The organism is Pseudomonas sp. LBUM1644 (assembly GCF_059716195.1).
Window position 1 is genome coordinate 2,312,994 of sequence record NZ_CP166812.1, and the last position, 15,383, is coordinate 2,328,376.

Annotated in this window: 13 protein-coding genes and 1 pseudogene; 8 read left to right on the forward strand and 6 right to left on the reverse strand. The window is 58.7% G+C overall.

Translation table 11 applies throughout. The annotated features are described in order from the left end of the window. Positions 1 to 22 precede the first annotated feature (22 nt). The 3 genes from ACA052_RS10460 to ACA052_RS10470 all read right to left on the reverse strand — a co-directional run bounded on the left by ACA052_RS10460 (position 23) and on the right by ACA052_RS10470 (position 3,229). Positions 23 to 1,141 carry a CaiB/BaiF CoA transferase family protein gene (locus ACA052_RS10460; protein ID WP_497649591.1) on the reverse strand — a complete coding sequence of 373 codons (1,119 nt, stop codon included), beginning with the start codon at positions 1,139 to 1,141 and terminating at the stop codon, positions 23 to 25. 107 nt (positions 1,142 to 1,248) lie between these two features. Continuing rightward, positions 1,249 to 1,608, reverse strand: a complete 360-nt coding sequence (locus ACA052_RS10465) for a hypothetical protein (RefSeq protein WP_497649592.1) — start codon at positions 1,606 to 1,608, stop codon at positions 1,249 to 1,251. Continuing rightward, complete coding sequence (locus tag ACA052_RS10470; protein WP_497649593.1) at positions 1,577 to 3,229, reverse strand: GMC family oxidoreductase; 1,653 nt, start codon at positions 3,227 to 3,229, stop codon at positions 1,577 to 1,579. The genes ACA052_RS10465 and ACA052_RS10470 overlap by 32 nt, the downstream gene beginning before the upstream one ends. 209 nt (positions 3,230 to 3,438) lie before the next feature. Here ACA052_RS10470 and ACA052_RS10475 point away from each other — a divergent pair, with 209 nt between their 5' ends. Together ACA052_RS10475 and ACA052_RS10480 are read left to right on the forward strand one after the other, a co-directional pair. Next, on the forward strand, positions 3,439 to 4,488 hold the full coding sequence (locus ACA052_RS10475; protein ID WP_497649594.1) for an AraC family transcriptional regulator: 1,050 nt from the start codon (positions 3,439 to 3,441) through the stop codon (positions 4,486 to 4,488). A gap of 113 nt (positions 4,489 to 4,601) precedes the next feature. After that, a pseudogene (locus tag ACA052_RS10480) lies at positions 4,602 to 4,730 on the forward strand (helix-turn-helix domain-containing protein); the annotation flags it as partial. Between the two features lie 98 nt (positions 4,731 to 4,828). On the opposite strand, the gene ACA052_RS10485 reads toward ACA052_RS10480, so the two are convergent. After that, positions 4,829 to 5,287, reverse strand: coding sequence for an REP-associated tyrosine transposase (locus tag ACA052_RS10485; RefSeq protein ID WP_497649595.1), 459 nt, complete (start codon positions 5,285 to 5,287; stop codon positions 4,829 to 4,831). Between the two features lie 373 nt (positions 5,288 to 5,660). Between ACA052_RS10485 and ACA052_RS10490 the strand changes: the two genes are divergently transcribed. The 4 genes from ACA052_RS10490 (at position 5,661) to ACA052_RS10505 (ending at position 12,557) form a co-directional block, all read left to right on the forward strand. Then, positions 5,661 to 7,472 carry a DUF1302 domain-containing protein gene (locus tag ACA052_RS10490; RefSeq protein ID WP_497649596.1) on the forward strand — a complete coding sequence of 604 codons (1,812 nt, stop codon included), beginning with the start codon at positions 5,661 to 5,663 and terminating at the stop codon, positions 7,470 to 7,472. A 31-nt stretch (positions 7,473 to 7,503) separates the two neighbouring features. Further along, on the forward strand, positions 7,504 to 8,865 hold the full coding sequence (locus ACA052_RS10495) for a DUF1329 domain-containing protein (protein WP_497649597.1): 1,362 nt from the start codon (positions 7,504 to 7,506) through the stop codon (positions 8,863 to 8,865). Between the two features lie 158 nt (positions 8,866 to 9,023). Then, positions 9,024 to 10,100: a WD40/YVTN/BNR-like repeat-containing protein gene (locus ACA052_RS10500; protein ID WP_497649598.1), complete on the forward strand. Its 1,077-nt coding sequence runs from the start codon at positions 9,024 to 9,026 to the stop codon at positions 10,098 to 10,100. A gap of 27 nt (positions 10,101 to 10,127) precedes the next feature. Next, complete coding sequence (locus tag ACA052_RS10505) at positions 10,128 to 12,557, forward strand: efflux RND transporter permease subunit (RefSeq protein WP_497650296.1); 2,430 nt, start codon at positions 10,128 to 10,130, stop codon at positions 12,555 to 12,557. 159 nt (positions 12,558 to 12,716) lie between these two features. Here the strand turns inward: ACA052_RS10505 and ACA052_RS10510 are convergent, their stop codons facing one another. Both ACA052_RS10510 and ACA052_RS10515 read right to left on the reverse strand, forming a co-directional pair. Then, a complete protein-coding gene (locus tag ACA052_RS10510; protein ID WP_497649599.1) occupies positions 12,717 to 12,995 on the reverse strand; it encodes a DUF3303 domain-containing protein in 279 nt (92 codons plus the stop codon). Positions 12,996 to 13,197: 202 nt separating this feature from the next. Then, positions 13,198 to 13,599 carry a hypothetical protein gene (locus ACA052_RS10515; protein ID WP_497649600.1) on the reverse strand — a complete coding sequence of 134 codons (402 nt, stop codon included), beginning with the start codon at positions 13,597 to 13,599 and terminating at the stop codon, positions 13,198 to 13,200. Positions 13,600 to 13,926: 327 nt separating this feature from the next. Between ACA052_RS10515 and ACA052_RS10520 the strand changes: the two genes are divergently transcribed. Next, positions 13,927 to 14,424 (forward strand): hypothetical protein, encoded by a 498-nt coding sequence (locus ACA052_RS10520; RefSeq protein WP_497649601.1) that lies wholly within the window; start codon positions 13,927 to 13,929, stop codon positions 14,422 to 14,424. Between the two features lie 390 nt (positions 14,425 to 14,814). Continuing rightward, entirely contained in the window at positions 14,815 to 15,372 is a 558-nt protein-coding gene (locus ACA052_RS10525) for a polysaccharide biosynthesis/export family protein (RefSeq protein ID WP_497649602.1), read from the forward strand. Positions 15,373 to 15,383: the final 11 nt, after the last annotated feature.

Genomic DNA, 15,383 nt, shown 5'->3' on the forward strand with positions numbered 1-15,383 from the left:
CTGCGCCAGCTGCTACAGAACGCTAGATCAATTGTTGAATCTGCTCTTCGCTCAAGCCTGCTTTGCGTAAAATGCCTGCGGTGTGTTCGCCTCGGGTCGGAACTTTGCCAGCGCCAGACGGCGTCGCTGAAAACCGTGGCGCTGGCGCCGCCTGCAGCACACCATCCTTGCGCGAATACACGCCACGTTCGGCCATGTGCGGGTGCGTCAGGGCTTCGGCCGGCGTGAGTACCGGAGCGAAACAGGCGTCGCTGCCTTCCAGCAAGTCGACCCAATGCTGGCGCGGCTGGCTGGCAAACACGGCTGCCAGTCGTTCACGCAACGTGCCCCACACACGTGGGTCATAGGGGTTCTTGAAATCCGCGTCATCGCCCAGGCCAAGTTTGTTGAACAGCAGCGCATTGAACTGCGGTTCGAGGGCTTGCACGCTGATGAACAAACCATCGGCGCAGGCATACGTACGGGACCAGTGCGCGCCATCGAGCAACCCGCAACCGCGTTCAAGCGGCTGTTGGCCGGCGGAATGCGCCGAGAGCAACAGGTTCATCAGGTTGGCGCTGCCATCGACAATCGCCGCGTCCACCACCTGACCGACCCCGTTGGTGCTGGCGTTGATGATCCCCGCCAGAATACCCATCGCCAGGTACAGCGCACCGCCGCCCAGATCGCCCACCAGCGTAGGCGGTGCCATTGGCGGTTGACCGGCCTCACCGCTGAACCACAAGGCGCCGGACAGCGCGATGTAATTGAGGTCGTGGCCGGCCGCCTGCGCCAGCGGGCCTTGCTGGCCCCAACCAGTCATGCGTCCGTAAACCAGTCTCGGGTTGCGGGCCAGGCAGACTTCAGGACCCAGGCCCAGGCGCTCCATGACGCCGGGGCGCATGCCTTCGATCAGCGCGTCGGCGCCTTCGATCAGGCGCAGGACCGCTTCGATGGCTTGCGGATCCTTAAGGTCCAGGGCAATCGACTGTTTGCCTCGATTGACGATGGCGTGTTTGCCCAAGTCGAGCATGCCGGGCTTGCTGCCCGCGCGCTCCACAAGAATCACCTCGGCGCCCATGTCGGCCAGCAACATGCCGCAAAAAGGCCCCGGGCCGATGCCGGCGATTTCGACGATGCGAACGCCGTCCAATACTCCCATGCGAAGTCCTCCTCAGGATCAATAGAAAAAGATCAAAAGATCGCAGCCTTCGGCAGCTCCTACACAAATCCCCTGTAGGAGCTGCCGAAGGCTGCGATCTTTTGACGTTAACGACGAAGGAACAGCGCAGTCATCACGCCGTGAAACACAACCGCCGGCCACAACAACAAACCGCTGCTGACGAACACGCCGATGTAGGCCAGGTACAACGCAATCGCTGCGTTGTAGACCAGCATCGCTCGAACCGCCGCGGTGGTCGCCGCGGCGGGCCAACACGCAATGCCCAGCGCGATTAGCGCCAGGCCAAAGAACCGCCCGAACAGATTGATCTCCTCGGTGGCCGCAATCCCCAATAGCAGGCTGCTGACCAGCGCAGGCGTGACCAACAGCGCCAGTCCGGTGGCGATTTCGACAACCGCCGCCACCGACAGCAGCTTATGCGGGGTGATGAAGCGTGCTGGGTGCATGATCGTCCTCCGATGAGATCGCCGAGCGATCCTGGCGTATGAATTCGGCGGCTTTTTCGCCGATCATCACGGTGGCTGCCGTGGTGCTGCATCCAATGATAGTTGGCATGATCGAGGCGTCGACCACGCGCAGCCCCTGCATTCCGTGAACTTTCAGCGTCGGGTCGACCACTGCCATGGCATCTGTGCCCATTTTGCAGGTGCCCACCGGGTGGTACAGGGTGTCGGAACGGTTGCGCAGCACCTGTTCGATCTCGGCGTCGGTGTCCATCGGCATTACAATCACGTCACGTGGGTTGAAGGCCTTGAAAGCTTTTGTCGCCATGACTTTTTGAATCACCCGATAGCCCTGGATCAACGTCTTGATGTCGTCCGGGTGGGTCAGGAATGCCGGGTCGATCAACGGTGGCACCATCGGATCGGCACTCGCCAGTTTCAATTGGCCGACACTTTTTGGATGAAGCAGGCACGCATGCACGCTGAGGCCGTGACCGCGATACAGGGTGCGACCATGGTCGGCAAACATCGCAATGGTCAGCGCCAGTTCGATGTCGGCCTGAGGCAGTTCGGGAGTGGTTTTGACGAAGGCGCACGCCTCGGCAAAATTGCTGGTCAGCGGACCGCTGCGCTGGCGCCAGTAACGGATGGCGGCTTTGGTCATGTCCCACACTCCCGCCAGCGACAGGCCCAGCAGGTGGCGCGACTTGACGCGGTAGGAGTGCACGTAATCGATGTGATCCACCAGGTTCTGGCCCACGCCTGGCAGTTCATGGACCACCGGGATATCGAGCTTCAGCAGGTCGCTGGACGGGCCGACGCCGGACAGCAACAGCAGCTGCGGCGAGTTGAAGGCGCCGGAACTCAGAATCAGTTCATGGCGCACGTGCAGTCTGCGCTTTACACCGTTCTGTACGAACTCAATGCCAACGGCGCGCTTGCCCTCGAAAATAATGCGCGTGGCGTGAGCGTGGGTTTCGATCTGCAAATTACTTCGATGGCGGTTAGGCGTCAGATAGGCTTTGGCCGCGCTGCAACGCTGTCCGTCCTTTTGCATGACCTGCACACGACCGAAACCTTCCATGCTCGCGCCATTCTGGTCGGGGCACGCCGGGTAACCCGCCTGCACGCCGGCCTCGACGAAGGTTTCGCCAAACGGATTCGGCGAGGAGTGGAAACGCACGTTCAGCGGGCCGTTCTGGCCGTGCAGCGGGTCCTTGAAGTGTTCGTTGTGCTCGGCGCGCTTGAAAAACGGCAACACCTCTTGATAGCTCCAGCCGGGGTTGCCCAAGGCTGCCCAACAGTCGAAGTCTTGCGGGTGGCCGCGGTGATAGGCCATGGCATTGATCGAAGAACTGCCACCCAGGGTCTTGCCCCGTGGCTGATAACCGACCCGGCCGTTCAAGCCCGGTTGCGGTACGGTCTGGTACTGCCAGTTATTGATCGAGGTCGGCACCATCGCCGCGACGCCAGCCGGCATGTGCACCAAAGGGTTAGTGTCAGGGCCGCCCGCTTCGAGCAAGCACACCGAAACAGTCGGGTCCTCTGACAGTCGACTGGCAACTGCACAGCCGGCAGCGCCTGCGCCTACTACGATGTAATCGAAATGCGTGATCTCGTTCATGCGTTCTTCTCTTTATTCGATGCACAACTTGAGCGCATTGTGAGCATATGGCCGATTTGTCACTGGTCAATTGAATGAAATCGCTGGTCAGCCGGGCAGGTGGCTATCGCGCCAAGCACTGGAACATTGGGGGCATGGCCTAGACTGATCATTGACCGATGCATGATCGAGAGCGAGTATCGGCGTTCGCATCCCCAACAGGCAGGCACATGTCAGGTTCGAATACGGATACGCCGGGCGACGATACCTCGTTGCGTGAAGAGGCGTTACAGCCCACCACCATAGGCAGCTACACCGTGGCTATCGCCCGGGCGCTGGACGCCAGTGGTGTGGACAGCAAAAGGATTTTCACCGCGATGGGGGTTCCGCTGGATCTCTCGACCGATCCGATGAGCCGTTTGCCGGCCGCGACCATGACGCGTTTGTATCGAGCCTGCGTCGACGTGACCAACAACCCGTATTTCGGTCTGACCGTCGCCAAGCATATTCACCTGACTCACCTGCATGCCTTGGGCTATTCACTGGCAGCTAGCGGCACGTTGATGGATTTCTGTCGGCGACTGGAGCGTTATTTCCGGTTGGTGTCGCAGGTCGCCAAGGCCAGCCTCACTCAGACGGACGGGCAGGTCCTGCTGCGGTTTGACCACCTGCTCGAACTCAGCAGCGAGACCGAAGATGCTTTCTTCGGCTTTCTGATTCGCACCATGCGCTTGCTCTACAAGCAGGAGTTCAAGCCTTTACGGGTGGAAATGTGCCGGCCCATGCCGCACGAGGGCGCTGAGCCGTATCAGGCGTTGTTCAGGGCGCCCGTGCTGTTCGGGCAGGCGTGCGGATTGCTGGTCTTCGACAAGGCAGACCTTATGCGGGCGCTCAGCGGCTCGTGCCCGGAACTGGCCCAGGTCAATGACAACATCATCATCAGTTACCTGGCGCGCCTGGATAAAAGTGACGTGATCACTGGCGTGACCCAGAAAATCATCGAGTTCCTTCCCGACGGCGATTGCACCCGGGACAAAGTGGCCAGCGCCTTGTGCATGAGCCCGACCAAGCTGCAACTCAAATTGTCCCAGCGCGGCACAAACTTTCAGCAATTGCTCGACGACACCCGCAAGGAACTGGCTTGCAGCTACCTGAGCCAGGCATCGCGCCCGGTAACCGAAATCACCTTTCTGCTGGGCTTCAGCGACACCAGCAACTTCACCCGCGCGTTCAAACGATGGACCGGGTTATCACCAACGGATTTTCGCCAGCAGGGTTGAAGACCCCTGTAGGAGCTGCCGAAGGCTGCGATCTTTTGATCTTGTTTCTAAAAATCAAGATCAAAAGATCGCAGCCTTCGGCAGCTCCTACAGGGGGTGCGTTAAATCCAAATCTGAGCCAGGCATCGCGCCCGGTAACCGAAATCACCTTTCTGCTGGGCTTCAGCGACACCAGCAACTTCACCCGCGCGTTCAAACGATGGACCGGGTTATCACCAACGGATTTTCGCCAGCAGGGCTAACCCTGTAGGAGCTGCCGAAGGCTGCGATCTTTTGATCTTGTTTCTAAAAATCAAGATCAAAAGATCGCAGCCTTCGGCAGCTCCTACAGGGGGGTGTGTTAAAGCCAGATGGCGTCCCATAGGGGGTAATCGCCTATGCGGGTGACCAATCCTGCACGTATTGGATTCATGATGATGTAGCGTGCGGCGTTCTTCAGGTCTTCATCCCGGCGCAAAGCACGATCGTGATATCCCCGTTGCCATAAATGACCTTGTTCACCACGCATGAGATTGATCGAGCGGCTGCTTCGGCATTTGATGCGGCGCATCAGTTCGGCCAACGAGCCTTGTCGCAGCTCGACCAGCCAATGCAAATGATCGGGCATTACAACCCACGCCATTGAAGCAACCATTGTTGTTTCCTCTGCGCTGCGCAGTTGTTCGACCAAAAGGCGTCCCACCCGCCAATCCGCAAACACGGGCTTTCGCTGATCAGTGACCGCAGTCAGCAAATAAACCCGCCCCGACTCAGAAACCCGTCCCTTGCGCAGATGAAGTCCGTTTGCAGCGACAGGCATTCCATTGCCCTCCCAAAAGTGTCGTCAGATGAACATTAGCTGCCTATACCCTCATCCGAATGACTAAGCATTTTCGGCATGTTTCAACCCGCCCCTGTAGGAGCTGCCGCAGGCTGCGATCTTTTGATCTTGTTTTTAAAGATCACGATCAAAAGATCGCAGCCTTCGGCAGCTCCTACAGGGCGGTGCATGTTGTCGCGTTCTCGTTGTGTTGACCGATGATTTGGCCCAATTGACCGGCGACCTACCCACCCCTCGCGATACAACAGTCTCGACCGATTCGGCCTGTGCCCCTTAGAGCAGGGAACAACGCCAGATCGGGAATTTTCTTGAATGACTTTTCGTGAATCCACAGAGAAGGCGAGCACGCTAGATGAATAACAACAATAAGATCTGCCATCCAAATCTGCGGCGCGGGCTTCTGGCATCGGCGATTCTCGCCGGGCTGGGAATGTCGCCTGCGCAGGCGTTCGAATTCGATACGGGGAATGAGGATCTGTCGGTACGTTTCGACAACACCTTGAAGTTCAACTATGCCCAGCGGGTCGAAGCGCCGAACAGCAAGCTCGCCAACGCGTGGAACAACAACGACGGCGACCGTAACTTTTCCTCCGGAAGTCCTGTCGCCCAACGTCTCGACGTGCTGTCGGAACTGGACGTGGTGTACAAAAAACAGATGGGCTTCCGGGTCAGTGCCAACAGCTGGTACGACCATGCCTACGACGATATCGGTAGCGATAACGCATCGACCAACCAACTGAATAACGGCAAGCCTGATTCGCGGCACGAGAGCGGCTATGCAGACCGTTACTACAACGGCCCGTCCTCGGAAATCCTCGACGCCTTTGTGTTCGGCAGCACCGAGATCGGCGATGAATCGCTGTTGAGCGGCAAGGCCGGCAAGCACACCCTGTACTGGGGCGAAAGCGTGCTCGCCTTCGCCCACGGCAACAGCTATGGCCAGTCGGGGCTGGATTTATCCAAGGCCCTCGCCGTACCGGGCACGGAAGCCAAAGAGCTGTTCATCCCGCGTAACCAGCTGTCCACCAGCTTCACTGTCAACTCGGAACTGACCCTCGCTGCGCAGTACTTCCTCGATTGGGACGCTGCACGGCTGCCGGAGTCGGGCACGTACCTGGGCTTCAATGACGGCATCCAGAGTGGCGGCCACAACCTGTCGCTGATCGCTGCACAGAACCCTCGTTTCGGTACGCCCGGTCCCTTGGGTGCCAATCAGTTTTTGCGTCTGTCCAACGGGCACACGTATACACCTGACAACCACGGTGACTTCGGTCTGATGGCCAAGTGGAGCCCGGCGTGGCTCGACGGCACCCTCGGCCTCTACTACCGCAAAACCTCGGACATCCTGCCCAACCTGGTGCTGCAACCGACCGCCGTCGGGCCAGCTCAGCTGATTTCGGGCAATGCCGGGAGTTACAACCAATTCTACGTCGATGACATCGATGTCTACGGCTTCAGCCTGGCGAAAAGCGTCGCTGGCGTGAGCGTCGGTTTCGACCTCAACTATCGCCACAACATGCCGCTGTCCAGCGTCCCGGCCACCGTCAACCCGACCTTGGGCGCGGCGAATGCTCCTGGATTCATCAGCAGCTTCAATGGCGAAAACGGTGTGGCGCGCGGTAACACCGTGCACGCCGTGCTCAACGGTCTGACCACCTTTGGTGAAACCCCGCTCTGGGATTCTTCCTCGTTGCTGGTCGAACTCGGCTATAGCCGCTGGCTGGACGTGACCGAGAACAAGCAACTGTTCAAGGGCGAGGATTGGTATCACGGCGTCGACAAGGTGTCCAAGGACAACTACATCCTCGGCATGAACTTCAACCCGACCTGGTACCAGGTCTTCCCCGGCATCGATATGTTCATGCCGGTCAGCTACAACGTCGGTCTCGCGGGCCAATCCTCCGTGCAACTGGGCGGTAACAAAGGCACCGGCAGCTACTCCGTCGGCGTCGGCATGGACGTGCGCAGCCAGTACCGTTTCGACCTGAAGTACGTCGACAACTTCGGCGACTTCGACACCTGCGGTTCTGCCAACGATGGTGCCGCTCCGGGCGCCAACGGCCAATACAACTGCGTTCCCGGCCAGACCACTGCGTTTGCCGGTACCGTGGCCCAGCTCAAGGATCGCGGCATGGTCACTTTCACTTTTAAAACCACCCTCTGATCCATGAGCTGTGCGTTAACAGGAGACACCCATGAATTTCATTAAATCAGTATTGGCCACCGCGCTCGCGCTGGCCGTCGCAGGCTCCGCCCATGCGGCGGTCAGCGCCGACCAGGCTGCGAAACTCGGTACCAGCCTGACTTCCGTCGGCGCTGACAAAGCCGCCAACGCCGATGGCAGCATCCCGGCGTACACCGGTGGCCTGACCACTATTCCGGCCGGCTTCAAAGCTGGCGACTCGTTTCGCCCGGACCCGTTCGACGCCGAGAAGCCGCGTCTGGTGATCACCGGCAAAAACCTGGCCGAGCAGAAAGACAAACTGACCGCCACGGCGCAGGCGTTGCTCACCCGTTATCCGTCCTATCGTCTCGACGTGTACCCGACTCACCGTACTGTCGCACTGCCGCAAGGCGTGCTGGACAACACGGCGAAAAACGCCGTGACCGCCAAGACCACCGACGGTGGCCTGAGCCTGGAAAACGTCCTGCCAGGCGTGCCGTTCCCGATCCCGGCAGACGGCAACGAAGCGATGTGGAACCACTTGCTGCGTTATCAAGGCGTGGCCATGACCAACAAGTACGATTCCTGGAACGTTGACTCGTCCGGCGCCGCATCGTTGAGCTCCACTGGCGTTTTCAACATTGAGTACCCGCTCTATGCGCCGGCGCGAGCAACGGGACCTGTGTCGCCCGATGAACCTTTCTACAAGATCAAGCTGACTTACACCGGGCCGGCCCGTCGTGCCGGTGAAGCGTTGCTGCTGATGGACTCGGTCAACCCGTTGAAACAACCGCGTCGCGCCTGGCAATACTTGCCTGGACAACGCCGGGTGAAACTGGCTCCGGACCTGGCGTACGACACGCCAAACCCAGGCACGGTCGGTGCCGCGACCTACGACGACGCCTTCCTGTTCAACGGTGCGATGGACCGTTACGACTTCAAACTGGTCGGCAAGAAAGAACTCTACGTGCCTTACAACACCTACAAGTTGAGCTACCACAAGGACGCGGCCGATGTGATGAAGGCCAACCACGTGAACCCGGATTTGCTGCGCTGGGAGCTGCATCGCGTGTGGGTGGTTGAAGCCACGCTCAAACCGGGCAAGCGCCACATCTACAGCAAGCGCACCTTCTACCTCGACGAGGACAGCTGGATCGCCTTGGCCTCGGATGAGTACGACGCTCGCGGCCAACTCTACCGTGGTGGCTTCTCGCACCTGACCTACAGCTACGACGTGCAGGCCCCGGACACCATCAACCACATGCTCTATGACCTGGTTTCCGGTGCCTACAACGTGAATGGTTTCTACGGTCCTTACGGTGGCCTGAAGTACATCGATCCACTGTCCAAGGCCCAGTGGTCGGAGTCGCTGGCTGGCACCGGTATCCGCTAAACCCTGCGACCCGCTGTAACACCTACGCCCCCACTGTAGGAGCTGTCGAGTGAAACGAGGCTGCGATCTTTTGATTTTGTTCTTAAAAAACAGGATCAAAAGATCGCAGGCTGCGGCAGCTCCTACACAGGGCACGGTGTGTACCCGAGATAACAATAATGACAATGATCAAGTGGTTTCTGCTCGCCGCACTGGCGAGCGCGATGGCCGTGCCGTTTACCCGTCCGGTGATTGCTGGCGAGTTTGCCGATGTGCTGGACACGCCAGCCTTGCGCAGCGAGTTGGCTGCACAATCGATGGTGACCGGGCTGACCCGGGCCGGCGAACGACTGGTCGCCGTGGGCCAGCGTGGGCACATTCTGTATTCCGATGATGCCGGTCAACACTGGCAGCAGGCGCAGGTGCCGGTCAGTTCCGACCTGGTCGCCGTGCATTTCCCGACCCCGCAACAAGGTTGGGCAGTGGGGCACGATGGCGTGGTCCTGCACAGCAACGATGCAGGCCAGACCTGGAGTCGACAACTGGACGGGCGTCAGGTCGGTCCGATCATGCTCGCCTACTATCAGCAGCAACTCGCCAGCCAACCGGATGACACGGGCTTGCAAGCGCGGGTCGGCGAAGCCCAACGCATGGTCGAGGAGGGCGCTGACAAACCTTTCCTCGATGTCTGGTTCGAAAACGATCAGGTCGGCTATATCGTCGGCGCGTTCAACCTCATTTTTCGCACCGACAACGGCGGTCTCAACTGGACGCCGTTGCTCGAACACACCGACAACCCGGGTGCCCTGAACCTCTATGCGCTACGGCCTGTGGGTGATGATTTGTTCGTCGTTGGCGAGCAGGGCCTGGTCATGAAACTGGACCGCATTAGCGGTCGCTTTAACGCCATCCCTACTCCGTACAACGGCAGCTTTTTCGGCATCACCGGCAAGCCAGGTTTCGCGCTGGTCTACGGTCTGCGCGGCAACGTTTTCCGCAGCACCGACAGCGGGGCGAGCTGGAGCAAAATCGACCTCGGCTTGCCACTGAGCATTACTGCCAGCACCGTCACTGCCGACGGCAGGATTGTCCTGGTCAGCCAGGCCGGCCATGTGCTGGTCAGTACCGACGACGGTGCCAGTTTTAAAATCCAACCACACACCGCACTGGCTCCGGTAGCCGCCGCGCAAGTGGCCATCGGCGGTTCACTGGTGCTTGCGGGCACGCGTGGCCTGCGGCAGTTGCCCCTCGAATAAGTCCGGCATTACACAGAGAACACCATGATGGGTCATCACGAACTTGAAACAATGCCGGTCGTCCGCGAGCTCAAGGGCTTCGACGCGCGATCCGGCAACGGCCTGGAACGGCTGATTTTCAATAACCGCTTGTGGGTGGTGCTGGCCTGCCTGCTGGTGACGGTTGTGCTGGGCTACTGTGCGACCACGCGGCTGACGCTCAATGCCAGCTTCGAAAAGATGATTCCGCAGAGTCAGCCTTTCATCAAAAATTACCTGGAAAACCGTCAGGCCTTGCGAGGGCTGGGTAACGCGGTGCGGGTGGTGGTGGAAAGCAGCAACGGTGACATTTTCGATCCGCACTATCTGGACGCCTTGAAGGAGATCAACGACGAACTGTTCGTGACCCCGGGCGTCGACCGTGCCTGGATGAAGTCGCTGTGGACCCCGGCAGTGCGCTGGACCGAAGTCACCGAGGAAGGTTTCCAGGGCGGTCCGGTCATGCCGGATTCCTATGACGGCTCAGCGCAAAGCGTGCAGCAGCTACGGCAGAACATCGCCCGTTCGGGGATTGTTGGCAGCCTGATCGGCAACAACTTCAAGTCGAGCATGATCTTCGTGCCGCTGCTGGAGAAGGACCCTGTCACCGGGGAGGGCATCGACTACCACCAGTTCTCCAAAACCCTGGAAGAGAAGCTGCGCGACAAGTACGAGTTCGAAGGACACGCGCGTATTGCGGGCGAGGAAGGCAAGGGCCCGATCAAGATCCGCGTGATCGGTTTCGCCAAACTGGTCGGCGACCTGCTCGATGGCCTGATGCAAGTGATGCTGTATTTCGGCGCCGCTGCACTGATTGCAACGGCGATCATCTTCTACTTCACCCGCTGCGTGCGCAGCACCGCGCTGGTGATCTTCTGTTCGGTGATCGCGGTCGTCTGGCAATTGGGGCTGGTCGCGGTGTTTGGCTTTGCGCTTGACCCGTTCTCGATTCTGGTGCCGTTCCTGGTGTTCGCCATTGGCGTGTCCCATGGCGCGCAGAAGATGAACGGGATCATGCAAGACGTCGGGCGCGGCACCCATCAGTTGGTCGCTGCGCGCTATACCTTCCGCCGCTTGTTTCTCGCCGGGCTTACGGCTTTGCTCGCCGATGCGGTGGGCTTTGCGGTGTTGATGCTGATCGATATCCCGGTGATCCAGGACCTGGCGATCACCGCCAGCATTGGCGTTGCGGTGCTGATTTTTACCAACCTGGTGCTGCTGCCGGTGCTGCTGTCGTACTGGGGCGTGAGTCGCAAGGCTGCCGAACGCAGTTTGCGTGCAGAGAACAAGGAGCTGCGCGGTAAAGGCATGGGCGCATTCTGGAATTTTCTCGACAAGTTCACCGAGCGTCGCTGGGCCACCGTCGCGGTGGTCATCGCCGGACTTTTGGCGGTGGGCGGAATTGTCGTCAGCCATCACCTGAAGATCGGCGACCTTGATCCCGGCGCACCGGAACTGCGCTCCGACTCGCGTTACAACCGCGACAATGCCTACATCACCGCCAACTATTCGCTGTCCAGCGACCAGTTCGCAATCATGCTCAAGACGCCCGCCGAAGGCTGTTTGAAGTACGAGAGCCTGGTCGAGGCCGACCGCCTGGGCTGGCTGCTGCAGCAGCAACCGGGCGTGCAGACCACGGTGTCGCTGGTGAATGCCGTTCGGCAAATCACTGCCGGTTCCTACGAAGGCAACCCGAAGTGGCTGACCATCGCCCGTAACCAGAACGTGCTGAATTACGGCGCGCAGCGAGCCTCGGTCAGCAGTCCGGACCTGTTCAACAACGATTGCTCGATGATGCCGATCGTGGCGTATCTGTCGGACCACAAGGCTGAAACCCTTGATCGCGTGGTGCAGGTAGCCGAAACCTTCGCCCGTGAGCACAGCAACGGCGAGCGTCAGTTCATGCTGGCGGCCGGCAGTGCCGGGATCGAAGCGGCGACCAATATTGTGGTGCGCGACGCCAACCGGACCATGCTGCTGTATGTGTATGGCGCCGTCATCGTGCTGTGTTTCATCACCTTCCGCAGCTGGCGGGCGGTGGTGGTGGCCGTGGTGCCGTTGATGCTGACGTCGATCCTGTGTGAGGCGCTGATGGTATGGCTCGGCATAGGGGTGAAAGTCGCCACGTTGCCGGTGATCGCCCTCGGCGTGGGTATCGGCGTGGATTACGCGTTGTACCTGCTCAGCGTGCAACTGGCCCAACAACGTGCCGGGTTATCGCTGACCGAGGCTTACCGCAATGCGGTGGCGTTCACCGGGAAAGTGGTGGCGCTGGTCGGCATCACCCTGGCCGCCGGCGTGATCACCTGGGCCTGGTCGCCGATCAAGTTCCAGGCCGACATGGGCATCCTGCTGACGTTCATGTTTATATGGAACATGGTCGGGGCGTTGGTGCTGATCCCGGCGCTGTCGCACTTTCTGCTGCGCAAAGTGCGGTAGCCCCCGACGCCCAGATCCCGTGCGCACCACGAATTGACTGGCGCAATCCACCCTTGTAGGAGCTGCCGCAGGCTGCGATCTTTTGACCTTGATCTTTGGCTGCCAGGATCAAGATCAACAGATCGCAGCCTGCGGCAGCTCCTACAGGGGATTTGGGTGTTATTGGCCGACCGTGGCGGCCAGCAGCGGCGCCATTTGTTCGTCGGTCAATGCGGCGTGGACTTCCATGTTCATCAGGTCGTTCCAGTCCAGCACCCATTTCTGAATCGCCACCACATCACTCGCCTCGGCAATCCCGAAGCCGGCCGACCCGCCGACGGCGTGCCAACGCCCCTTCATCGTAACGCCCGGTGGTGGGGCGCCCCCGGTCTTCAGAAAACGTTCGATTACAGCGTTGCGGTTGTCCGGACTGATCGACCAACTGACTATGAATAACATTGGCCACCTCCTGTTGCGGATGGGCACCTGTTGCCTTCGCACACCGGATTGGCGCCGGGACCCGGTGCGCACTCGGGTTTCCAGTTCCGTCCTGGCTGGTTTACAGCGAGATCTCCCATGTGAAGGCATAGCAGCGCGGCGCACTCGGCGTACGACCACTGATCATCCATGGCATTTTCTGGGGCACAAAAGGTGGCCGTGCTCAAGCGTCGCGCAACAGGTCGTTGGCGTTGAGCAGTTCGTAGGCGATCTCCGGGCGCTTCTCCAGCGAGCGACGAATGGCGGCGGGGATTGCGGCACGAGTCTTGCGGCACAATCCCGGCAGCTCGCCGAGGCTGATGCTGATGCCGCGCATGGTCCGTACTTCATTGAAGCCGGGGGCAATATTCACGCGGATACCCAGCTGTTCGTACATGCGTTGTTGCAGGCGTTCCAGGTCGCTCAGGCTCTGGAGGTTTTCCAGGCGCTCGATCAGGCGCTTTTCCTCGATGCGGGTGAGCAACAGGATGCGCACGTCCGCCCCCGGTGTTTCCAGCAGCGGGTCACGCCCGCAGTCGCAGGCGCCGGGCGGGCAGGGTTGGCGGATCGGAGCAGTGGTCGTCATTGGGTTCAATCATAGAGCGCGGTGATTAAGTTTGCCCATAGGGAATTGGCCGGGAGCGTGCGTATGACCGACGAGCGCCAACTCGCTGGCGGCGGTTGTGATGCAACGGCAAAACCTCAGGCTTTTTCATATGGATAGCGCGTTTGAATGAGGTACGATCTCAATCATGTGGCGTTATATTGACGCCATTTCGTGAAAATTTATATTTTGATTTATTATTGTGACGAGCTATTGACGTAATGGCGATGTGCTTATACATTTCACTTAACCTGATACGAAATTCCTTCATCCACACAGCAGCTACCCTCTGCGCAGGGAGGCGGTGTTATGCATACGAAACTTGTGATTAAAAACGTTTTGTTGTTGATGCTCCTGAATGGCGCAGCGATTTCTGGTGCTCACGCGAGCAGTTTGGCCTATGAAATTAGTCGCATAGGTAATTCTTGCGGGGATTCAGTGCCTCAACTTGGTGCGGCTCTGGAAGAGCACCCGAGTGGGGCACTGTATGCTTTTGGAAACGTTCTTGGCGGGCCTTCTTCTATCACCGATAAATACTTCGATGATGCCCAACCGGCCAAGCTCAACAGCAACTCTAATCAATCGGGGACTGGTGTTTCCGTCAATACTTTATCGTGCGACGGTTTAATGGCGGCTCTTTCCAATGCCCCGTTAGTGGTTGATTTGTCTATCCAGGATAAAGGCCTGGCGGTTGAGGCTGACTCTTTTACCAATCAATCCAATGCTGTACCGCTGCCTGCGGCGGCCTGGTTGTTTTCTTCCGCGCTGCTTGGTTTTATCGTGGTTGCCAATCGGCGGAAGGTATAGGTATTGATTTATTAGTTTTCGGATTGAGAACGGGTAAGTTAAATGCCGGAAACAGATTAAGTTTGATTGAGTGCGCAAGAGTTGTTGTTTTTAGAGGGTGCTTTATTTGCAATGATTGAAATCGGTTAATTTCAAAGTTGCAGTAAGTGCTTGGGTAGATGTAATTTTGACGTCGGGTGCCGGAGATTGCATGTATTACTCCAACCTTTTGTTAAATAACGCTATTTTTGATTTTATAGACTGCTTTTCCGATAGTTGGCGTGTCGTGCCAGCGGAAAGGGGTCGCCAGAGGCGATGTTTGATCGCTTCTTTGACGCGAAATGGGATAGGTGATTTGGCCCCGTTTTTATGTGAAACTCCTTGCATGGCCATTTAGGCGGAGGGATCCCAATGTTGCGTTCACTAATTCCTGTTCTGTGCGCGCTGGCTATTTTGCCCGGCGTTTCCAGTGCTGATGAAAACACCACGGATTACAAGCTGAAACCGGGCGACAAAGTTGCTATTTCCGTCTGGGGCGAAGACAAGATGCGCGAGGAAGTGCGCGTGCTTCCCGATGGCAGCATTACCTACCAGTTGGCGGGGAAAGTCGAGGTTCAGGGGCTTGACTCTACTGAAGCCGCGAAGAAAATCGCTACCGCGCTTGAAAAATACATTCCCGATCCGAATGTCAGCGTTGTTATCCAAAGCACCGAAGGCAACGTCGTCTACGTGCAGGGCAAAGTGTTGAAACCAGGTCCAGTGCCGATGCCGGGCTCGCTTGACGTACTGCAAACACTGAGCAATACGGGTGGTTTCGACAAGTTCGCCAACACAGACAAAATCAAGGTCATTCGGCGCACAGGCTCTAAGCAAGTGGTGCTGCCGGTTCACTACAGTGACCTGATTTCCGGCGATGACATGTCGACCAATATCCAACTCCAGGCCGGCGATACGCTGGTCGTGCCTTAGTCTTGCGTGAT